Below are 19,850 nucleotides of genomic sequence, written 5' to 3'. Positions count from 1 at the left end.
AGAGCCGGGACCATGGCCCATCAACTGAAAATCTCCGAGCTGCTCCAGTTCGCGCCCTTCAGGCAGGCCCGCCTGATCTGCGGCGAGGAGGGCCTGTCCAACCCGGTCCGCGGCGTCAACGTCATCGAGGCCCCAGACATAACCGACTGGCTGCAACCCGGCGACGTGCTCCTCACCAATTTCTATTCGCTCGACCGCCTGCGCCCGCTCGACGCCTTCATCGAAAAGATTGCGGCCCGCAAGCTCAGCGCGCTCATCGTCAAGACCGGGCTCTTCGTGCAGGAGGTCCCGGAGGAGATCGTCGAGGCCGCGCGCAAGCACCGGCTCCCCGTCATCGAAATCCCGCGCAGCGTGCTCTACCGGACCATCGTCCTGTGCATCTCCGAGCATCTCCTCAGCGAACGCCTCGGCGTCCTCGAACGCTTCAAGGAGATCAGCGACCACTTCCTCAGCGCCTCCCTGGCGAACCAGGGCGCCTTTCGCATTCTCAAATCGCTGGAGACCTTCATCGGCAATCCGGTCGGCCTCTATGACGAGCAACTGCAATGCCTCGCCGGGACCATCGGCAGCTCCGTCAATCTCGTCCCACCGGAAGGTCATCAAGAGGGCGCCCCCTATTATATCCAGACCATCGCGACGCCCGAGGCCGACGACCGCATCTGCAACCGCTACGTCTTTTCGGTACGCGTCGGCGATGAGGTCCGGCTCTATCTCACGGTCCTCGAACTCAACGGCGAGCTGGAGGACGTGCAGTCCATCGCCATCGAGAGTGCCATCAACGCGCTCGCGCTCGATTTCCTCCGGCAGCAGGCGGTCATCGAGGTCGAGAAGCAGTTCCGCTTCGACCTGATCGGCGATCTGCTCGGCGGCAGCGCCCTGCCCTCCAGCGAGTTGCACCGGCGCGCCGGCCTGATCCAATGGGACCTCCGGCGCAAGCACGCGGTCGTGGTGCTTGGCCTGAAAGCCACACAGAAGGCGCCCAACTCAAGCGAAAGCAAAAGCCTGGAGCGCCTGTCGCAGCTTCTCGCCGATGTCTTCGACAATGCTCATGCCCAGATTCGCGGCGGCCATGTCGTGCTGTTCTGGCCCATCGGCGAGGGGCGGGAATGGCGCTCGCAGCTGGAGCGCCGCTTCGCCGAGCTGAACGCGCTGTGGACACGCTCCGAAGAGCGTGCCCCCTTACGTGCCGGCGTCGGCGAACTCGCAGCCGATGTCGAGGGCCTGCCCCGGAGCTATCGCCAGGCGCTCGACGCCCTCAATATCGGCGCCCGCGCGCGCTTCGAGAAGAGCCTCGTCTTTTTCCATGAGCTCGGCATCTATCGCATGCTTTGCCGGCTCGCCCCACAGCACGAGCTCAGGGACCTCGTCCCGCCGTCGCTGCAAAAACTGGTCTCGATCAGGACACGAGGACGCGCCGATCTCATCGAGACGCTGGAGGCCTATATCGCCTGCAACGGCAACGCGCTCGAAACCTCGCGGCGCCTGGAGGTCCACCCGAAAACGGTGCTCTACCGGCTCGACAAGATCCGGTCTGATGCCGGCATCGATCTCGGCGACGCCGAAGAGATGCTGATGGTCCAGATCGGCCTCAAGATCCTGAAGATGGAAGGCGCTACGGAAGCAGCGTGACACGGCTGCTTCCTTCTCCCTGCTCGCTAAAACTTGGAAATCCCTACGATTGACCCAGCTTTGGAATCCCGCGATTCTCGTGAGCATCGGAGAAGTTCGGTCGCGGGATTTGTCGGAGCAGCTTGCGCCGCGTCAACAACGCTAAAAGCGCCACGCGCTATCGTGGGCTCCTGAGATGGAGACACGCGTGTGGTCTACGCCCTGATCATCAACAGCCTGCTGCGGCTATCCGCTTTCCTGCGCTGGACGCGGACCGGCTAGGCCACGTCGTGGCCATGCGTGACGGCGCGAAGCTCGACATAGCGCCGGCGCGTGTCGGCCGTGTTCGGCAATCCCGTTTCCCGCAGCCAGACGAGGAATTCAGCCGGCTTGATCGTGACGATCTCCAGCGCTCGCCCCCGCGCGAGCCAGGCATTCATCACCGCCACCGCATTCCGATGCCAGGTCTCGTAGTCCGATGGCATCTCGTCGCGGTCATGCGCGAGCTCCCAGAGCTGCTGGAAGTCATCCCGCTCGTACCACGGCATGGCGACCGTGTACGCATCGACCGTGGGTTTCACTGGGCGCCGATCATCCGCGCGCGGCGCGGAAACTGAGAGTGCTAACCGCCCAATCGGGGGTGGTCGGCCTGCAATGAGTAGGCGCCGATCGGCATCGCATGTCAATCGCGACGCCCCCTGACTGACATCGGGCCAGAGAGCGTCTTGGTCAGGAATGCGCGGCCGGGAAGCCCCGTCAGAGCCGGTAGAACTGCCGGGCCGTGTTTCCGAAAATCGCATCCACTCCGGCTGACCCGACCAGCTCGCGCGCGGCGCCCAGCCAATCGTCATAGCTGCCATTGCGTTCCAGCACCGGCCAGTCGCTCGCCCACATCAGGCGCTCGGGGCCGAAGGCATCGAGCAGGACATCGGCATAGGGACGGAATGTCTCGACCGTCCAGCCGGGTGCGGCTCGCGTCGGCATCGCCGAGAGCTTGCAGAAGGCCGCGCTGTTGCGGGCGAGCCAGGTCATCCCCTCGGCCCAGTTGCGGAAATCGGCATCACCCGGCGTCCAGTCGCGGATTTCCGGCTTGCCGCAATGGTTGATGACGAGTCTGAGGTCAGGGTGCCGGGCGACTAGCTCGATCAGATGCGGCAGATGGCGCGGCTGGATCAGTGCGTCGAAGCTGAGATCAAGCGCAACCAGATTCCGGAAGGTGTGGCTCAACTCATCGCGAAGCATCCAGGCATCCTCGGCGATATCCTGGATCATCGGCCGGACGCCGCGGAAGGGCGGCAGCTCCTTCAGCCTTTCGAGATCGACACGCGAAGCCGGATCGGCGAAATCCACCCAGCCGACCACGGCGGCGATGAAGGGGTTGTCGCGTGCCAGCTCACAGAGGAACACCGTCTCGGCGACGGCCGGCGCAGCCTGGATCAGGATGCTGCGGCCGATGCCATTGCGCGCGAGGTAAGGCGCGAAATCAGCCGGCTCGACATCCCGATAGAGCGGCCCGACCTCAGGCGTCAGCCAGCCATAGTCGCCGCGCGACAGCCGCCAGAGATGGTGATGCGCATCGACGCGCAGGACGCGTTCCTGCTTCATGGCTGGCTCGTCCTGTCGGCGGTCGTGAGATCGCTGCGCAGACGCTCCAGCTCCGACATCCGCTTGCGCCCGCCCTGCGGCACGCGCGCATGCGCCTCGGCGATCAGCGCCTCAGTCAGCACCATCGCCGGCACGATCGTATCCCAGGCCGAGGGCGCCTCGACGCGCACCGGCAGAACATGATGGGCCAGCGCCGCGATCGGCGACATCCAGGGATCGGTCACGAGCACGATGCGCAGATCGGCGTTCCGCGCCGCATTCGCGAGGGCGTAGAGATCGGGCTGGTAGCGCCTGACATCGAAGACGACGAGCAGGTCACGCCGGCCGAGATCAAGCAGCAGGTCGGCCCAGACGGAGTTCGGCCCGGTGATCTCCGACACGCCGCCGCGCATATGCTGGAGATGCGTGCACAGATAGGTCGCGGCCGAGCGGGTGAAGCGCCCGCCGGCGACGACGATGCGGCGGGCATCGGTCGCAAGCAGCGTCGCGACGGCCTCGACCTCGGACGGCACGAGATCCTGCAGCGAGGCCTCGACCTGTCGGGTGAGCGCCGCGCCGAAGCCGAGCCAGGGCCGTTCGGCCGCGCCCTCGTCCTGCGCCGGCCGCTCCAGCACCAGCGGCCCCTTGAGGCGCTCGTCGAGCTCGGAGCGCAGCTTGGACTGGAAATCGGCATAGCGCGGGTAGCCGAGCCGGCCGATCAGGCGCTGGATCGTCGCCGGGCTGACCTGGGCCTGGGTCGCGAAGGCAGTGATCGCCTGCAAGCCCGCAAGCGGATAGTCGGACAGCAGCGCCCGCGCCGCCTGCCGCTCGCTCTGCGTGAGATCGCCGAGCCGTTGGCGGATGGTCGTGGCGAGAACCTGGCTGTCGGACGGCGTCGTCACGTCGGAACTCCCGAAATCGGTCGATGAAACCTCAGTAGACCGAGGCGTAGCGGCTGCAAATCTCCGCATCGATCAGCCCTTCGACGAGGTCGAGTTCCTTCTGCTTCACCGACAGGTAGCTCCGGCGCACGTCCGGGTGCAGCCAGCCACTCACCGTCTCGTCGGCGGAGAAGGCGGCCAGCGCCTCCGGCAGGCTGGCCGGCAGGCGATGCAGTCCAAGCTTTTCGCGCTCGCTCTCCGATAGCGAAGCGGGGTCCATGCCGACGAGCGGCGGCTGCGGCAGCTTGTGGCGCAGGCCTTCGAGCCCGGCCCGGACGATCATGCCGAGCGCCCAATAAGGGCTCGCCGTGTTGTCCGCCGCCCGGTATTCGAGGTTGAACGCCTTGGCGATGTCGACACCCTGCCCTTCCGGCACCGGGCAGATCCGCACCGAGGCCTCGCGGTTGAGCGCGCCGAAGGCGGTATAGGCCGCGCTCCAGTGATGCGGCTTGAGGCGCTGATAGGACACGGCGCTCGGCGCGGTGAGCGCGACGAGCGCCGGCATATGCCGCATTACCCCGGCGACGAAATGGCCGGTCGCTTCGCTGACCCGCCCCGGCCGCGCCGGATCGTAGGTTACAGGCGTGCCGTCCTTGTCGCGGAACGAGAAATGGATATGCAGACCGTTGCCCACGCCGTCAGGCGTGAGCTTCGGCACGAAGGTCGTATTCAGGCCGCAGCAGCGCCCGACCTCGCGGGTGATCTCGCGGATCAGCACCGCCCGATCGGCGGCGGTGACCGCATCGGATGGCCCGCAGACCAGCTCGAACTGGTCACGACCATATTCGGCCAGCACCATCTCGGGCTCGACGCCGGCCTCGCGCAGGGCCGCCATCAGCAGAGGTGCGAAGGGATCAGCGCGCCGAAGCGCTGCGAGCGAGAAGGACGGCGCCTGCTCCCATTCCGGCTCGCGGATCTGGAACTCCTGCTCGAAGGCGGCCGTGACCGTGAGCCCGGTCTCGCGTTCGAGATCGGCGAGCGCCGCCTTCAGGAAGGAGCGGCCGCAGCCATGCCAGGGCGTGCCGTCGAGATTGGTGATGTCGCAGAGCACGCCATTGAGCGCCGTCGTCTCCGGCAAGGTCGAGACCCGGAAACGCGTCGCGAGGTCAGGCTTCAGCCTGAGATCGCCGGACGAGCCCCAGGGATTTTCGGCGATGACGTCGAAAGGCGTCAGCGCCAGATTGGCAGGAACCCAGCCGCAGCCCTTGAGCACGGTCTTGTCGGGCGATGAGGCAGCGATCCAGCGTCCGCGCGTCAGGCCGGTCATGTCGGTGGTGAGAAGGGCGAGAAGCTCGTCGCCCACGGGAAGCTCCGTCGTCATGATGCCATCCCTTCCAGCCGGCGGGTGATTTCGTTTGTGTCCGTGACCCAGCAATAGCCGCCGAACGCGCGCAAAGCCGCCTGATGCCGCTCCTCGGTGTAGGTGCCGCAGGCATCGGCGACGAGGCTGACGAGATAGCCGCGGTCGGCCGCATCGCGCACCGCCATGTCGACGCATTGGTCGGTGAGCTGGCCAGCGATGATCAGGTTGCGGCAGCCGAGATTGCGCAGGACATAGTCGATATTGGTCGAGTTGAAGACGCCGGACGAGGTCTTGAGCAGCACGATCTCGTTGTCGATCGGGCTAAGCTCGTCGATGACGTCGCCCTCGGGCGCGTCGACCGGGATATGGATCGGCGTCAGCTTGTGGTCGAGCGAGCGGTCGCGCCCGTCCTTGGTCAGGCTGCGGATGATCGTGTGCAGCACATCGGCCCCGGAACGCCGCGCCGCCGCGAGGATGCGGACCTGGTTGGGCACCACGATGTCGCGGGCGCGCTTGTAGAAATAGCTCTCGGGATCGGCATCGGGATGATCGGGATCGAGACCGGGGATCGTCCAGATCTTCTGCATGTCGACGAAGAGCAGCGCGGTTGCGCCCTTCTCGAACGGGGCGTCGCGCCGGGTTGGCATGGTCATGGCAGCCTCTCGGATATCGTCGCAGCAAGGAGCCGGCGGCGGGCGGGTACCGCCGCCGGCAAGAGGCTTACTTCCAGCCGTACTGGTAGAAGCGCGGCAGCTCGTCCGGATAGGCCTTGAAATCGAGCTCGCGGTTATAGGCGTAGTTGATCGTGAAGGTATGCAGCGGCACCGAATAGGCGCGCTCCGTGATCAGCTTGATCGCCTGCGCATAGAGCGTCCTGCGCTCGGCCTGGTCGACCGAGGTGCCGGCCTTGTCGAGCAGCGCCTTCACTTCCTTGTCCTGCGAGCGATCATAGCCCTCGTCGCCGAAGAAGTTCGGCAGCACGGCCGAGACGTCATTGACCGAGAGCGAGCCCCAATCCCAATGCGCGACCGGCGCCTCGCCCTTCTTGGTCTTCTCGACGAGCACGGCGCCCTCAACCATGCTGACCTGCGCCTTGATGCCGACCGCGGCGAGGTCGTTCTGGATCGCGGCGGTCCATTGCGCGCTGCGGAAGCCGACCATCTGGGTGGTGAAGCCGTTGGGATAGCCGGCTTCCGCCAGCAGCGCCTTGGCCTTGGCCGGGTCGTAGCCGTAATGCACGGCGGCGCTGGTGTCGCAGCCGAACTGGCCGGGATAGCAGGGCGCGTCGATGACGCGGGCATTGCCCTGGACGAGGTATTTCACGAATTTCTCGCGATCGATCGCGTAGTTGATCGCCTGCCGCACCTGCTGCTTCGCCAGCGGGTTGTCGCCGGGCGCGATCGCGTCGAGCAGCAGGAAGTCGATGCGCATCGATTCGTCGCGCGAGGCGGCGATACGCGGCATCTTGTCGAGCTTGTCGAACTGGTCGCTGTTGAATTTCCAGATCCAGTCGGCACGGCCCGCGAGCAGCTCCACCATCTCGGCGGCGGAATCGGTGACGGTGCGGATCTCGACCTTGCCGATCTTGGCGCGGCCCTTCGGGCTGTTCGGCACGCCATTCTCGTTGCGCTCGAGCAGGTAGCGCTTCACGCCGTCGACCGTCACCGCCTTGTAGGGGCCGGTGCCGACGGGTGCCTTGCCCATGCCTTCGGCACCAACCTTAGCATGGTACTTCGCGGGATAGATCAATAGCGGAACCGCGAAATACTCCATCGCCGCCGGGAAGGGCTTCTTCAGCTTCACCCTCACGGTGAAGTCGTCGATCTTCTCGGCCTTGTCGATCCAGGAGCCGTTGCCGGGCACCGCGATCTTGCTGGCGGGATTGGCGACGTAGTTCAGCGTGTAGACGACGTCGTCGGCGCTGAAATCGTCGCCGTTATGGAACTTGACGCCGTGCTTCAGCTTGAACTCGACCGTGGTGTTGTCGATCCAGTTCCAGGAATCGGCGAGCAGCGGCTCGAAGGCGCCGGTATCGGGGTTCTTGTAGACCAGCGTATCCCAGATGAGCTGGCCGATAACCACGCCCTCGCGCAGGTTGTTGTGCTGCGGATCGAGATTCGGGACGCTGACGCGCCAGACGACATGGAGCGTGTCGTCCTTCTTGCCGGCGAGCGCCGGGCCGGCGACGGTCAGCGCCAGCGCGGCGGCAAGCCCGAGGGCTTTGAGCGAAACGAGGCCGTTCTTCATTGGTCTTTCCCTCTTGGATTTCGATCTAGGCGGAAGCCGGTGCGGCGACGGCGCCGCGTTCCAGCGGATAGAGGCAGGCGACCCGGCTCTCGCCCTGCGCATCGAGCCGCGGCATGCGCGAGGCGCAGTCCGGGCGCACCGCCGGGCAGCGCGGGTTGAAGGCGCAACCGGGCGGCGGATTGATCGGATCGGGAAAGGCCTGGCCGAGGCCGAGCTCGGGAATGCCGCCGCCGGGATCGATCGGCAGCGCCGAGTCGATCAGCGCGCGGGTATAGGGATGGTGCGGATTGGCGAAGATCGCAGCCGAGGGCCCCTCTTCGACGACGCGACCGAGATACATCACGGCGATGCGGTCGGCAAAATACTCGACCACCGAGAGATTGTGGCTGATGACCACGAAGGTCAGCCCGAGCTCGCGGCGCAGGTCCGCGAGCAGGTTCAGCACCTGCGCCTGGATCGAGACGTCGAGCGCCGAGGTCGGCTCATCGCAGATCAGCAGGCGCGGCTTCAGGATCAGCGCGCGGGCGATGGCGACGCGCTGGCGCTGCCCGCCCGAAAGCTGCGACGGCAGGCGATCGAGGAAGCGCGCCGGCAGGCCGACGAGATCGAGCATCGCCGCCGCCTGCTTCGCCCGCTCGGCGCTGGAGCCGATGCCGTGCACGACGAGCGGCACGCTGACGATCTCCTGGATCGTCTGGCGCGGGTTGAGCGAGGAATACGGGTCCTGGAAGATCGGCTGGACGCGCCGGGCGATGTCGAGCCGCCCGAGCGACTTGAGCGGCTGGCCGTCGATCGTGACCTCGCCGGTGGTCGGCGGCAGCAGGCCGAGCATGATCTGCGAGAGCGTGGTCTTGCCGCAGCCGGACTCGCCGACGATCCCCAGCACCTCGCCGGGCGCGACGCTGAGCGAGACGCCGCCGACCGCCGTGAGCTTGGCGCCGCCGCGGAACATCCCGCGCGAGATCGGGAAGACCTTCGAGACGTCGCGGATATCGAGCATCGCGGCACTCATGCGGCGGTCTCCTCGATGGGCGCGCCAGCACGGATGCAGCGGACCTGATGGCCGGGCACGAGCGAGCGCAGCGTCACGGGTTCGGCGCAGGCCTCGATCGCGAGTTCGCAGCGCTCGCGGAAGGCGCAGCCGGTGAAGCTTCCGACGAGCGAGGGCACGGTGCCGGGAATCGAGGCGAGCCTGCCGCCGACTTGCCGCCGCTCGCGATTGGGCAGGCAGGCGATCAGCCCGCGCGTATAGGGATGCTGCGGATCGCGAAAAATCTGCTCGACCGGGCCGCTTTCGACGATCTCGCCGGCATACATCACCGCGACATCGTCGGCCATGCGCGAGACGATGCCGAGATCATGCGTGATCAGCAGCAGGGCCGTGCCGAACTCGCTCTGCAATGACTTCAGCAGCCGCAGGATCTGCGCCTGGATGGTGACGTCGAGCGCGGTGGTCGGCTCATCGGCGATGATCAGCGAGGGATCGCACATCATCGCCATGGCGATCATGATGCGCTGGCGCAGGCCGCCCGAAAGCTGGTGCGGATACTGGCTCATCCGGCTTTCCGGCGCGGTGATGCCGATCATGCGCAGGATCGAGACCGCGCGAGCCTCGGCCTCGCGCCGCGAGGTGCCACGGTGCCGGCGCAGCGATTCCGTGAGCTGGTCGCCGATGGTGAAGCTCGGATTGAGCGAGGTCATCGGCTCCTGGAAGATCATCGCCATCTCGGCGCCGCGGATATCCGCCATCGCCCGGTTGTCGAGATCGGCGAGCGAGCGCCCGTTGAGGCTGAGCGCGCTCGCCCGCCGGACCGCGCCCTTCGGCAGCAGGTCCATGATCGCGAGCGAGGTCATCGACTTGCCGCAGCCGGATTCGCCGACGATGCAGAAGGTCCGGCCCTTCTCGATCGCAAAGGAGATGCCGCGCACCGCATGCAGCGTGCCGGCCTCGACGGGGATGTCGACCGCGAGGTCGCGGATATCGAGGACCGTTGCCATGGCTATCGCGTCCCCGAAGGCGCGGTGATGTCGCGCACGCCGTCGCCGAGCAGGTTGATCGCCAGCACCAGCAGCACGAGCGCGATGCCGGGCAGCGTGATCAGCCAGGGCGAGAAGAACAGGTAGTCCTTGGCCTCGGCGATCATCAGCCCCCAGGAGGGCAGCGGCGGTTGCACGCCCAGGCCGAGGAAGGAAAGCGCCGCCTCCAGCAGGATCGCATTGGCGAGTTCGACGGTCGCGACGACGATCAGGCCGTTCGAGATATTGGGCAGGATTTCCTTGAAGATGATCCGCGCATGCGAGGAGCCGACGGCGCGCGCCGCCTTCACATAATCGATGCCGCGCACCTGCATCGCGGTGGTGCGGGCGACCACGGCGAAACGGTCCCAGATCAGGAAGCCGAGCACGAGGATGACGATGGTCAGCGAGTTGCCGACCGTCGCCACGACCGAGAGCGCGACCAGCACCACCGGCATAGCGAGCCGCGTCGTGATCAGGAAGCGCACGACGAGGTCGACGCGGCCGCCGAAATAGCCGGCTACGAGGCCGAGCGTGACGCCGATCGCCGCCGCCATCGAGACGGCAAGCACCCCGATCAGCAGCGAGATGCGCCCGCCATAGAGCAGCCGCGCGAGATAATCGCGGCCGAGCGTGTCGGTGCCGAGCGGATGGATCGCCGGGCCGCCGTTCCAGAACGGCTCGGCGATGCGGTTCGCGACGTCCTGCGCGAACGGGTCCTGCGGATAGAAGACCGGGCCGAGCAGCGCGGCCAGCACGATCAGCAGCAGGAGCCCGCCGCCGACCAAGGTGCCGCTATTGCCGACGATGCGCTTCAGCAGGCGCCGGAACGGGGCCGGGCGGCTTTCCGGGGCCGTCGTGGCGACGGCGGGGGTTGCCGGCTTGCTCATCGCCTCACCTCAACCGCGGATCGAGCAGCGCGTTCAGTACGTCGGAGAGGAAGACCAGGCCGACATACATGATCGCGAGCGTCAGGACGATGGACTGCACCACCGGGAAATCGGCCCGGCTGATCGATTCCCAGGCGAGATAGCCGAGCCCATGGATCGAGAAGACGGATTCGACCACGACAGAGCCGCCCATCAGCAGGCCGAGCTGCACCGCCGCGATCGAGACCACCGGGATCAGCGCGTTACGCAGGCCGTGCTTGAGCACCACCTCCGCCGGCAGCAGCCCCTTGGCACGAGCGGTGCGGATATAGTCGGAGCGCAGCACGTCGATCATGCCGGAGCGGGTCAGGCGCATCAGCGCCGGCGCGGCATAGAGGCCGAGCACGATCGAGGGCATGACATAGCCCTGCCAGTCGTCGGCGCCGGAGACCGGCAGCCAGCCCAGCTGCAGGCCGAAGAGCAGGATCAGCAGCAGGCCGATCCAGAAGCTCGGCATCGCCTGCCCGAGCACGGCGCCGGTCAGCGCCAATCGGTCGAGCCAGCTGCCGGCATAGACCGCAGCGAGAATGCCGAGCGGAATGGCGAAGAGCAGCGCCAGCGCCAGCCCGATCAGGCCCAGCGTCATCGTCACCGGCAGGCGCTCGGCGATCAGGTCGGAGACCTGCGCATTGTAGAAGAAGGAGCGGCCGAAATCGCCGTGCAGCGCATCGCGCGCCCAGTCGACATATTGCACGACCAGCGGCTTATCGAGCCCGTAGGACTTGCGCACGGTCTCGACCTGCTCGGCCGTCGCCTCGGGGCCGACGATGCGCTGCGCCAGATCGCCGGACAGGCGCAACATGGCGAAGCCGATCAGCGACACGTTCACCGCGACGACGATCGCGAGCAGCAGCTGTCGTGTGAGAAACCGTCCCATCGCGCAGGCCCGTCCCCTTCGGTCCCATGATCGGCTGGAGCGACTGTAGCGCCCGCCGCAACTGTGTCAATAATTTTTCAGAAATGTGATAATTCTGAAAACTGGTTTGATTATTTCAAAGACGCGTCAGCAATCGCGAGAGGCGCTCCGGCCGGCTGCCGGCCTCCCAGAACAGGCCCGCCATCAGCATCAGCCCCTCGTTGAGGACCGGCTCCAGCGCATGCTCGTCCGGCGCATGCTGGGCGCAGCCATTGTAGGAATGCGGAATCCACAGCGTCGGCAGGTCGAGCACGTCGCGAAAAATCCAGTTCGGCAGCGCGCCGCCGAAATTGGGCAGGAGATCGACCGGCTTGCCGCTCCAGCGCTGCATCGCCGCGAGAGCCCAGGCGACGGCGGGATGATCGGGCGCGGTGCGGCTCGCCGGCATCAAAAGGCCGGTCGCGCGAACGCTGACACCGTCGAGACCCGCTTCGCGAAAGGCCCTCCCGAAAGCCGGCGCGAAGGTCGCCGGATCGGTTTCCGGCAGGAAGCTGACCCCGACCAGGGCCCGCGCGCGCGGGCCGATGGCATAAACCGGCTTCGTCATCGCCCCGAAATCGATCGCGATGATCTCGAGATTGTTGCGGTTCAGCAGGCGCGCGGCGGGTGAGGCCTCGCCGTCGCCCCAGCCCGTTTCGGGTTCGGGCAGGCCGGGCTCGTCGGGAGCGGCCAGCCGATCGAACAGCCCTTCATAGACCAGGGCCGCATCCGGCGTCGCCAAAGCCGGCATGGAAGGGCGCCCCCGCTCGTCGCTGAGCAGGGCGAGCGCGCGCGCCAGGACCTGACCGGCATTGCGCAGCCAGCCGCCCCAATTGCCGGAATGATAGCCGTGCTCGCGCAGCGAGACTGAGATTTCGAGATCGATATGGCCGCGCGCGCCCAGGAACAGGGTCGGGCGCCGGCTCGACCAGCGCGGCCCGTCCGAGGCGATCAGCAGGTCGGCCTTCAGCTTGTCGCGGTGCCTCTCGCAGAAGGCCTGGAGTCCGGGCGAGCCGGCCTCCTCCCCCATCTCCATCAGCAGGATGGTGTTGAAACCGAGATGGCCGCGCTCGGCGAGCACGATCGACAAGGCTGCGAGATTGACGCTGTGCTGGCCCTTGTTGTCGGCGCTGCCCCGGCCGTAGAGGCGTTCGCCGCGCCGGGTCAGCGCCCAGGGATCGAGCCCTTCGGACCATTCCGCCGGCGCGGCCTGGATCACGTCGCCATGGCCGTAAAGCAGGATGGTCGGCAGGTCCGGGCCTTCCTCGCGGCGGGCGATCAGCACCGGCAGCGGGCTGAGATCGCCTTCGACCAGGATTTCGCTGTCGAAGCCCATGGCGTCGAGCGCCGGCACGATCTCGTCGGCGAGATAGGCGTGCAGGGCCGGACCGGCCGCCGGATCGCCGCTCGGGGTCGGCATGGCGATGCGCCGCGACAGGTCCCGCAGCAGGCGGCCGTCCTTGATATGGGCCTCGACGGCCCGGCGCAGGCGCAGTTCGCAATCCGTGTCCGTCATGCCCGCCCCCGCAAGCCGCCGCTAGAGCAATTCCGCAATTCTCCGAATCGCGGAATTGCTCCAAGCCTTTGTTTCAACGCATTTTCTTCACGCGAACCGGTGCCCACTTCGCTCGAAAATGCTCTAAAATGCCGCAGCGGCCGGCGCCGCCGTTTCCAGGACGCTGTCGATCGCGTCCCCGAGCAGCCCGCACCATTCCAGGCAGCCCGCCTCGTCCGCGATCAGATCGTTGCGGATTTCGACGAGGGTCGAGGGAATCTGGCGGGCATCGCCATGGACCGGGATCGTCTGGTCGTATTCGTCGATCCGGTAAGGCTGATCGAGCGCGACCGTCAGCGTCCCGCCCGGCTTCAGCGCATCGTAGAGGGCCAGACTCGGCCAAGCGATCGCGCCCGGCAGGAAGCCGACATGCCAGGGCCGCGCCCGGCCGAGATAGACCGGCGTGAAGCTATGCACCGCGACGAGCAGGGTCGGCAGGCCGCGCTCGGCACGGCGCTCCAGCAAGGCGCCGACCTCGTCCTGGAAGGGCTGCCAGATCTCGGCGATCCGGGCGCGGCGCTCGTTCTGGAACAGCCGGAAATTCCCCGGAATCTGCGTTGCCTCGCTCGTCTCGGGAATGAGGCTCGGCGCCCCCAGATGCCGGTTGCAATCGATCACGAGGCGCGAATAGCGCTGCCAGAGCAGCGGCGCCTCGAAGCGCTCGGCCAGCAATTCGGCGACGCGGAAGGCACCGACATCCCAGGCGATATGGCGGGCCATGTCCTGCTCGGACAGGCCGAGATCGCCGCAGCGGCGCGGCAGCAGGTTGCCCGCATGCTCGCAGATGAAGACGACCGGTGAAGACGCGTCGCAGCGGCGGCTTCCAACAGGGTGCGGCTCGTCGGGCTCGAGAAGCATGGGTCCGGCGCAAGGCGGAAGAAATCTTGATACAAGAATTTCATATAACAAAAATTTGTCAATTATGAAAAATATACACCAATAAATCGAACACGCTCGAAGCTGGGCGCCGGCCTCAAAGCGCCGCGCATTCGGAAGTGCGCCTAGCCGGTTTCGCGCCGCCTACTTTTGAATTGTTCCATGTATGCAGAGCATGGCAGCTGCGCGGGTATTTCGGTTGATCCCATCCGATCCGAGGCAGAGCCTGTCCCCAGCGGGGCCGGCACCCTCCGGGCGCGCGACGACCGAAAAAAGGCTGCCCGATGCCGCCCACCGCCTCGTTCACCCGGCGCCGCTTCCTCTCCTCCACCGGCCTGTTCGTCCTGATCGCCTCGGTTCCCGGCGCCCGCGCCGCCGAACATTCCGGCACCTTGCCTTGGAAACCCTTCGCCGCCCTGCCGCCCGAGCCCTTGCCCGGCGGTCGCTGGTATGTCCTGACACCGGACGAAGCCCGCACCGTCGAGGCGATCGTCGACCGCTTGATTCCGGCCGATGAACTGAGCATCGGCGGCAAGGACGCAGGCTGCGCCAGCTTCATCGACCGCCAGCTTGCCGGCAGCTACGGCATGTCCGACCGGCTCTATACGCAAGGCCCCTTTGCCGCCGGCCTGCCGACGCAAGGCTATCAAGGTGCCGAGGCGCCGGCCGCACGTTACAAGGCCGGCCTCGCCGCGCTGAACAAGCACACGCAGGCGCGGTTCGCCGGCAAAAGTTTCTTTGATCTCGCCGCCGCCGAGCAGGATCAGGTCCTCAGGGATTTCGAAGCCGGCAAGGTCGAGTACAAGTCGGCCGCCGGCTTCTTCAATCTCGTGCTGCAGAACACGATGGAAGGCTTCTTCGCCGACCCGATCTATGGCGGCAACAAGGACATGGCCGGCTGGAAATTCATCGGCTTTCCCGGCGCCCGCTACGATTACCGCGACTACATCACGGCCCATAACAAGCCCTTCTCGCTGCCGCCCCTGTCGATCGCCGGGCGGCCGGAATGGAAGACCGGCGACAAGACGAGCGGGAACTGAGACATGGCCCGGAAACTCCCCCGCAAGGACGTCGTCATCGTCGGGCTCGGCTGGACCGGCTCGATCCTCGCGCATGAGCTGACCGATGCCGGCCTCGAGGTCGTCGCGATCGAGCGCGGCCCCTGGCGCGACACGGCGACCGATTTCAACGTCGCCTACGCTCCCGACGAGTTGCGCTACGCAGTACGCAAGGACCTGTTCCTGCAGCCGGCACAGGAGGCGATGACCATGCGCAACAACGTCTCGCAGACGGCCCTGCCCATGCGCGACTACGGCTCCTTCCTGCCCGGCACCGGCGTCGGCGGCGCCGGCACGCACTGGAACGGCCACACCTGGCGCTTCTTTCCGAGCGATTTTGTGCTGAAGACCCATCTCACCGAGCGCTATGGCGCGGACAGGCTGTCCGAGCTTCAGGTGCAGGACTGGGGTGTCACCTATGACGAGCTGGAAGGCGCCTTCGACCGCTTCGAATATCTCTGCGGCATCTCCGGCAAGGCCGGGAACCTGAACGGCGCGATCCAGGCCGGTGGCAACCCGTTCGAGGGGTCGCGAAAGCGCGAATACCCGCTGCCGCCGATGCAGATGACCTATGCGCCGACGCTCTTCGCGGAAGCGGCGCGCTCGAAGGGCCTGCACCCGTTCCCGACGCCCTCGGCCAACCTCTCCGGCGCCTATGTCAATCCACTGGGCATCGCGATGGGCCAATGCACGGCCTGCGGCTTCTGCGAGCGCTTCGGCTGCGCCAACTATTCGAAATCGAGCGCACATACGACCGTTCTGCCGGTTCTGATGCGCAAGTCGAATTTCGAGGCCCGCACCGAATGCGAGGTGCTCAAGATCAACCTCGCGGCCGACGGCAAGACCGCGACCGGTGTCACCTATATCGACGTCAACGGCGAGATCTTCGAGCAGCCGGCCGATCTCGTCCTGCTCAACGCCTACGGCCTGTTCAATGTCCGGCTGATGCTGCTCTCCGGCATCGGCAAGCCCTATGATCCCGCGAGCGGCGAAGGCGTCGTCGGGCGCAACTACTGCTACCAGACCAATGCCTCGGCGCAGGTCTTCTTCGAAGGCAAGTCGATGAACCCGTTCATCGCGGCCGGCGCGCTTGGCCAAACGGTGGACGACTACAATGGCGATGCCTTCGACCATGGCCCGCTGAATTTCGTCGGCGGCGCGGGCATCAACTGCATTCCGACCAATGGCCGCCCGATCCAGTACCGTCCGGTGCCGCCGGGTACGCCGCGCTGGGGCGCTGCCTGGAAGGAGGCGACGAAGCAATACTACAACAACACGCTGACCTTCTCGTCGCAGGGTTCCTCCTACGCGACGCGCGGCAACTATCTCGACCTTGATCCGACCTACAAGGACCGGTTCGGCCGGCCGCTGCTGCGTGTCACCTTCGACTTCCCCGACAACGACATCCGCATGTCGAACTGGGTCAGCGACCGCATGAAGGAGATCGCCGACGCGCTCGGCGGCAAGCAGGTCGTGGTCGGCAAGCAGCAGAAGGGCTGGAACTCCGTGCCCTACCAGAGCACGCACAATACCGGCGGCGCGATCATGGGGGCGGATCCGAAGACCAGCGCGGTCAACCGCCATCTCCAGGCCTGGGACGTGCCGAACGTCTTCGTCATCGGCGCCTCCGCCTTCCCGCAGAATGCCGGCAAGAACCCGACCGGGCCGGTCGGCGCCCTCGCCTACTGGGCGGCGGATTCGATCCGCAACCACTACCTGAAGAACCCCGGCAAGCTGGTGGAAGCATGAAGAAGGCAGCGCTCATCGCCGGCCTTGCAGCCGCCACCATCCTCGGCGCGAAGGGCTTCGCCTCCGACCTGTTCGATCGCATCGAGGCCGGGCGCTACCAGGCGGTTCTGGCCGATTGCTCCGCCTGCCACACCAGGCCGGGCGGCAAGCCATTCGCCGGCGGCCTGCCATTACAGACACCCTTCGGCGCGCTGGTGCCCTCCAACATCACGCCCGATCCCGCGACCGGCATCGGGAGCTGGAGCTACGCCGATTTCCGCAGCGCCCTGAAGACCGGCATCGGCAAGAACGGCAAGCGCCTCTACCCGGCCATGCCCTACCCCGCCTATTCGACGCTGAAGGAAGCGGACATCGCCGATCTCTGGGCCTATTTCCAGAAGGTCGAGCCCGTCTCGAACCGCGTCGTCTCGAACCAATTGCCCTTCCCGTTCAGCATCCGGACCTCGATGGTCGGCTGGAACTGGCTCAATTTCTCACCGCAGGAATTTAAGCCCGATCCGGCAAAATCGGCCGCCTGGAACCGCGGCGCCTATCTCGTCAACGGAGCCGGCCATTGCGGCACCTGCCATACGCCGAAGAGCCTGACCGGCGCCGACAAGACCGGAGAGTTCCTGCGCGGTGGCAATCTCCAGAGCTGGTACGCGCCCGACCTGACCAACGATCCGCACAAGGGCCTGGGTAGCTGGTCTGCCGATGACATCGTCGCCTATCTCAAGACTGGCGCGAACCGCTTCGACATCGCCTCGGGACCGATGGCGGAAGCGATCACGCAATCGACCAGCAAATGGGCCGATGCCGATCTCCAAGCGGTCGCGACCTATCTCAAGGACGTCAAGGGCGACGGCGCCCCGGCTCCGCAGCCGCTTGCCGCAAACGATGCCGCCATGGCTGCTGGCAAGGCGATCTATCTCGACCGCTGCTCGGCCTGCCACAACTCCACCGGTGCTGGCCAGGCTGCACTGTTCGCGACGCTGGCCAAGGCCCCGGTGATCAACAGCACCGATCCGACCTCGCTGATCCGCGTCGTGCTGCAAGGCAGCCAGGCGGTCTCCACCGCCGCGCGGCCGACGACGCCCGCCATGCCCTCCTTCGGCTGGAATCTCGACGATGCCGATGTCGCGAACGTGCTGACCTATGTCCGCAACAGCTGGGGCAATGCCGCGCCGCCCGTGACGGCGGGGCAGGTCAAGGATTTGCGGGCGGCGCTGAAGCGCTAGGGCCGGAAACGGCCTGATACGGGCTGATTGTCCATTGGGAATCCAGACGGGCGGATGCTTGTGCGCACCCTCCGCGCGACGCCTGCGCATGCGCCTCCGGAATTGCCCCTGCGTCAAAAGGTGCGTTGACGCTCGGTCGCGCGAATTTTATAGACTAGCTTATGATCAGCACGCCTAAGAAACCGTCGCCGACGGTCGGTTTCCTGCTCCATGACGTCGCGCGCCTCCTGCGCAAGCGTTTCGAGCAGCACGCCCGCGATTCCGGATTGACGCGCTCGCAATGGCAGGTGCTGGCGTATCTCGACCAGAATGCCGGCATCCAGCAGGGCGCCCTGGCCGAACTGATGGAGGTGGAGCCGATCACGGTCGGCCGCATTGTCGACAAGCTCGAAAGCTGCGGACTAGCCGAGCGCCGCCCGCACGCCACCGACCGGCGCATCTGGCAACTCTACCTCACCGAGAAGGCCCGGCCGAAGCTGACGGAGCTGCGCGCGCTCGGCGACGTTACGCGCGCGGAAGCATTCGACGACATTCCGCTGGCCGAGCGCGAGCAGCTTCTCGAGACGCTGGGTCGGATGAAAGCGAATCTCACGGCCGCCTGCCAGATGCCGGTGGCCGAAAGGCAGGCCCCAAATGGATGACGCAGCCAGGAATACGGAAGCGACCGCCCGCGAGGAGACCGAGCCCGGCTCTTCGGGCAGCGGAGCGGAAATCCGGCAGTTCGAGCCGAAAGCCCGCGCCGAGACGATCGCGAAGGAAGCGCCGGAGACAAAGCCGGAAATGCCCGTAAAGGTCATGCCCGGTCCGGCGCCGCGCCATCGGCGAAACCGCACGCGCCTCGTACTCTTCGCGCTCTTGCCGATCGCGCTGATCGCCGGCGGCTATTATTACGTCACCGGCGGACGAGTGATGTCGACCGACAACGCTTATGTCCAGGCGGATATCCTGGGTATCTCGACCGATGTGGCCGGCATCGTCGGCGAGATCGACGTCCGCGACAATCAAGTGGTCAAGGCCGGCGACGTGCTGTTCCGGCTCGACGACCGGCAGTTCCGCTTCGCGCTGGAGCGGACGGACGCCCAGATCGGCATCGTCCACAACGATCTCGAAGCCCTGAAGGCTAGCTACAAGGGCATGCAGAGCCAGATCGAGCAGGCGCATACCGACATCGCCTTCTACGAGACCACCTTCAAGCGCCAGCAGGATCTCGCCACCAAATCGGTCGCCTCGCAGGCGACCTTCGATCAGGCCAAGCATGATCTCGACGGCGCCCGACTGAAGCTCGCCCAGCTCGAAAGCCAGCTCGCCGGCATCGCCGCGAATCTCAACGGCAAGCCCGATGCGCCGGTCGAGGACCACCCGCGTTACAAGGATGCAGTGGCGGCCCGGGCCGAGGCACAGCGCCAGCTCGACCACACGACGGTCCGCGCGCCGATGAACGGCGTCGTCACCAACGTGCCCTCGCTCCAGAAGGGCCAGTATCTGGAAGCCGCGACCAATGCCTTCAGCCTGGTCTCGACCGACCATGTCTGGATCCAGGCGAATCCGAAGGAGACCGAGCTCACCTGGGTGAAGCCCGGCCAGGAAGCCGAAGTCTATGTCGATACCTATCCAGGCGCCGTTTGGAGGGGCTCGGTCGACAGCATCAGCCCGGCCTCGGCCGCGAGCTTCTCGCTGCTGCCGGCGCAGAACACCAGCGGCAACTGGGTCAAGGTCGTCCAGCGCATCGCCATGCGCGTGAAGATCGAAACGCCGCCGGACCAGCCGCAATTGCGCGCCGGCATGAGCGTGACGCTCGACGTCGATACCGGCCACGCCCGCGGCCTGCCAAGCTTCGTCAGCGAGGCGGTCGGCAAGTAACAGGTAAGAAGA

General features: G+C 66.3%; 18 protein-coding genes. 6 read left to right on the top strand and 12 right to left on the bottom strand.

The features are described from left to right. The first annotated feature begins 12 nt into the window (after window positions 1-12). Window positions 13-1,629 (top strand): PucR family transcriptional regulator, encoded by a 1,617-nt coding sequence (locus Q0Q36_RS03220; protein WP_293795461.1) that lies wholly within the window; start codon window positions 13-15, stop codon window positions 1,627-1,629. A gap of 257 nt (window positions 1,630-1,886) precedes the next feature. Here the strand turns inward: Q0Q36_RS03220 and Q0Q36_RS03215 are convergent, their stop codons facing one another. The 12 genes from Q0Q36_RS03215 to Q0Q36_RS03160 all read right to left on the bottom strand — a co-directional run bounded on the left by Q0Q36_RS03215 (window position 1,887) and on the right by Q0Q36_RS03160 (window position 13,936). After that, window positions 1,887-2,189 carry a hypothetical protein gene (locus Q0Q36_RS03215; protein WP_293795459.1) on the bottom strand — a complete coding sequence of 101 codons (303 nt, stop codon included), beginning with the start codon at window positions 2,187-2,189 and terminating at the stop codon, window positions 1,887-1,889. Between the two features lie 175 nt (window positions 2,190-2,364). Further along, a complete protein-coding gene (locus Q0Q36_RS03210) occupies window positions 2,365-3,213 on the bottom strand; it encodes an amidohydrolase (RefSeq protein WP_293795458.1) in 849 nt (282 codons plus the stop codon). Continuing rightward, entirely contained in the window at window positions 3,210-4,094 is an 885-nt protein-coding gene (locus tag Q0Q36_RS03205) for a MurR/RpiR family transcriptional regulator (protein WP_293795457.1), read from the bottom strand. The genes Q0Q36_RS03210 and Q0Q36_RS03205 overlap by 4 nt, the downstream gene beginning before the upstream one ends. Before the next feature lie 31 nt (window positions 4,095-4,125). After that, window positions 4,126-5,454, bottom strand: coding sequence for a glutamine synthetase family protein (locus tag Q0Q36_RS03200; RefSeq protein WP_293795456.1), 1,329 nt, complete (start codon window positions 5,452-5,454; stop codon window positions 4,126-4,128). After that, a complete protein-coding gene (locus Q0Q36_RS03195) occupies window positions 5,451-6,089 on the bottom strand; it encodes a cysteine hydrolase family protein (protein WP_293795455.1) in 639 nt (212 codons plus the stop codon). Before Q0Q36_RS03195 ends, Q0Q36_RS03200 begins: the two co-directional genes overlap by 4 nt. Before the next feature lie 67 nt (window positions 6,090-6,156). Next, entirely contained in the window at window positions 6,157-7,683 is a 1,527-nt protein-coding gene (locus tag Q0Q36_RS03190) for an ABC transporter substrate-binding protein (RefSeq protein ID WP_293795454.1), read from the bottom strand. A gap of 25 nt (window positions 7,684-7,708) precedes the next feature. Next, window positions 7,709-8,695, bottom strand: coding sequence for an ABC transporter ATP-binding protein (locus Q0Q36_RS03185; protein ID WP_293795453.1), 987 nt, complete (start codon window positions 8,693-8,695; stop codon window positions 7,709-7,711). After that, entirely contained in the window at window positions 8,692-9,681 is a 990-nt protein-coding gene (locus Q0Q36_RS03180) for an ABC transporter ATP-binding protein (RefSeq protein WP_293795452.1), read from the bottom strand. Before Q0Q36_RS03180 ends, Q0Q36_RS03185 begins: the two co-directional genes overlap by 4 nt. A gap of 2 nt (window positions 9,682-9,683) precedes the next feature. Beyond that, window positions 9,684-10,589, bottom strand: coding sequence for an ABC transporter permease (locus Q0Q36_RS03175; protein ID WP_293795451.1), 906 nt, complete (start codon window positions 10,587-10,589; stop codon window positions 9,684-9,686). Between the two features lie 4 nt (window positions 10,590-10,593). Next, entirely contained in the window at window positions 10,594-11,505 is a 912-nt protein-coding gene (locus tag Q0Q36_RS03170) for an ABC transporter permease (RefSeq protein ID WP_293795450.1), read from the bottom strand. Between the two features lie 115 nt (window positions 11,506-11,620). Next, a complete protein-coding gene (locus Q0Q36_RS03165) occupies window positions 11,621-13,039 on the bottom strand; it encodes a M20/M25/M40 family metallo-hydrolase (RefSeq protein WP_293795448.1) in 1,419 nt (472 codons plus the stop codon). Window positions 13,040-13,162: 123 nt separating this feature from the next. Continuing rightward, a complete protein-coding gene (locus Q0Q36_RS03160) occupies window positions 13,163-13,936 on the bottom strand; it encodes an N-formylglutamate amidohydrolase (RefSeq protein WP_293795447.1) in 774 nt (257 codons plus the stop codon). 302 nt (window positions 13,937-14,238) lie between these two features. Between Q0Q36_RS03160 and Q0Q36_RS03155 the strand changes: the two genes are divergently transcribed. From Q0Q36_RS03155 to Q0Q36_RS03135, 5 genes are all read left to right on the top strand, one after another. After that, entirely contained in the window at window positions 14,239-14,994 is a 756-nt protein-coding gene (locus Q0Q36_RS03155; RefSeq protein WP_293795445.1) for a gluconate 2-dehydrogenase subunit 3 family protein, read from the top strand. A gap of 3 nt (window positions 14,995-14,997) precedes the next feature. Further along, window positions 14,998-16,761, top strand: coding sequence for a GMC family oxidoreductase (locus Q0Q36_RS03150; RefSeq protein ID WP_293795444.1), 1,764 nt, complete (start codon window positions 14,998-15,000; stop codon window positions 16,759-16,761). Further along, window positions 16,758-17,978 (top strand): cytochrome c, encoded by a 1,221-nt coding sequence (locus Q0Q36_RS03145; protein WP_293795443.1) that lies wholly within the window; start codon window positions 16,758-16,760, stop codon window positions 17,976-17,978. The genes Q0Q36_RS03150 and Q0Q36_RS03145 overlap by 4 nt, the downstream gene beginning before the upstream one ends. Before the next feature lie 161 nt (window positions 17,979-18,139). Beyond that, entirely contained in the window at window positions 18,140-18,619 is a 480-nt protein-coding gene (locus tag Q0Q36_RS03140; protein ID WP_293795442.1) for a MarR family winged helix-turn-helix transcriptional regulator, read from the top strand. Beyond that, window positions 18,612-19,838, top strand: coding sequence for an HlyD family secretion protein (locus tag Q0Q36_RS03135; RefSeq protein ID WP_293795441.1), 1,227 nt, complete (start codon window positions 18,612-18,614; stop codon window positions 19,836-19,838). Before Q0Q36_RS03140 ends, Q0Q36_RS03135 begins: the two co-directional genes overlap by 8 nt. The last annotated feature ends 12 nt before the right edge of the window (window positions 19,839-19,850 follow it).

The organism is uncultured Allobosea sp. (assembly GCF_945957345.1).
Lineage (GTDB): Bacteria > Pseudomonadota > Alphaproteobacteria > Rhizobiales > Beijerinckiaceae > Allobosea.
The sequence above is the reverse complement of the archived record's forward strand: the minus strand, read 5'-3'. Positions and strand labels throughout refer to the sequence as shown.

What these genes read in the sequence shown, in the direction of transcription:
- Q0Q36_RS03220 (WP_293795461.1), top strand. Translation starts at nt 13, where the DNA reads ATGGCCCATCAACTGAAAATCTCCGAGCTGCTCCAGTTCGCGCCCTTC.
- Q0Q36_RS03210 (WP_293795458.1), bottom strand. Translation starts at nt 3,213, where the DNA reads ATGAAGCAGGAACGCGTCCTGCGCGTCGATGCGCATCACCATCTCTGG.
- Q0Q36_RS03200 (WP_293795456.1), bottom strand. Translation starts at nt 5,454, where the DNA reads ATGACGACGGAGCTTCCCGTGGGCGACGAGCTTCTCGCCCTTCTCACC.
- Q0Q36_RS03195 (WP_293795455.1), bottom strand. Translation starts at nt 6,089, where the DNA reads ATGACCATGCCAACCCGGCGCGACGCCCCGTTCGAGAAGGGCGCAACC.
- Q0Q36_RS03190 (WP_293795454.1), bottom strand. Translation starts at nt 7,683, where the DNA reads ATGAAGAACGGCCTCGTTTCGCTCAAAGCCCTCGGGCTTGCCGCCGCG.
- Q0Q36_RS03185 (WP_293795453.1), bottom strand. Translation starts at nt 8,695, where the DNA reads ATGAGTGCCGCGATGCTCGATATCCGCGACGTCTCGAAGGTCTTCCCG.
- Q0Q36_RS03180 (WP_293795452.1), bottom strand. Translation starts at nt 9,681, where the DNA reads ATGGCAACGGTCCTCGATATCCGCGACCTCGCGGTCGACATCCCCGTC.
- Q0Q36_RS03175 (WP_293795451.1), bottom strand. Translation starts at nt 10,589, where the DNA reads ATGAGCAAGCCGGCAACCCCCGCCGTCGCCACGACGGCCCCGGAAAGC.
- Q0Q36_RS03170 (WP_293795450.1), bottom strand. Translation starts at nt 11,505, where the DNA reads ATGGGACGGTTTCTCACACGACAGCTGCTGCTCGCGATCGTCGTCGCG.
- Q0Q36_RS03165 (WP_293795448.1), bottom strand. Translation starts at nt 13,039, where the DNA reads ATGACGGACACGGATTGCGAACTGCGCCTGCGCCGGGCCGTCGAGGCC.
- Q0Q36_RS03160 (WP_293795447.1), bottom strand. Translation starts at nt 13,936, where the DNA reads ATGCTTCTCGAGCCCGACGAGCCGCACCCTGTTGGAAGCCGCCGCTGC.
- Q0Q36_RS03155 (WP_293795445.1), top strand. Translation starts at nt 14,239, where the DNA reads ATGCCGCCCACCGCCTCGTTCACCCGGCGCCGCTTCCTCTCCTCCACC.
- Q0Q36_RS03150 (WP_293795444.1), top strand. Translation starts at nt 14,998, where the DNA reads ATGGCCCGGAAACTCCCCCGCAAGGACGTCGTCATCGTCGGGCTCGGC.
- Q0Q36_RS03145 (WP_293795443.1), top strand. Translation starts at nt 16,758, where the DNA reads ATGAAGAAGGCAGCGCTCATCGCCGGCCTTGCAGCCGCCACCATCCTC.
- Q0Q36_RS03140 (WP_293795442.1), top strand. Translation starts at nt 18,140, where the DNA reads ATGATCAGCACGCCTAAGAAACCGTCGCCGACGGTCGGTTTCCTGCTC.
- Q0Q36_RS03135 (WP_293795441.1), top strand. Translation starts at nt 18,612, where the DNA reads ATGGATGACGCAGCCAGGAATACGGAAGCGACCGCCCGCGAGGAGACC.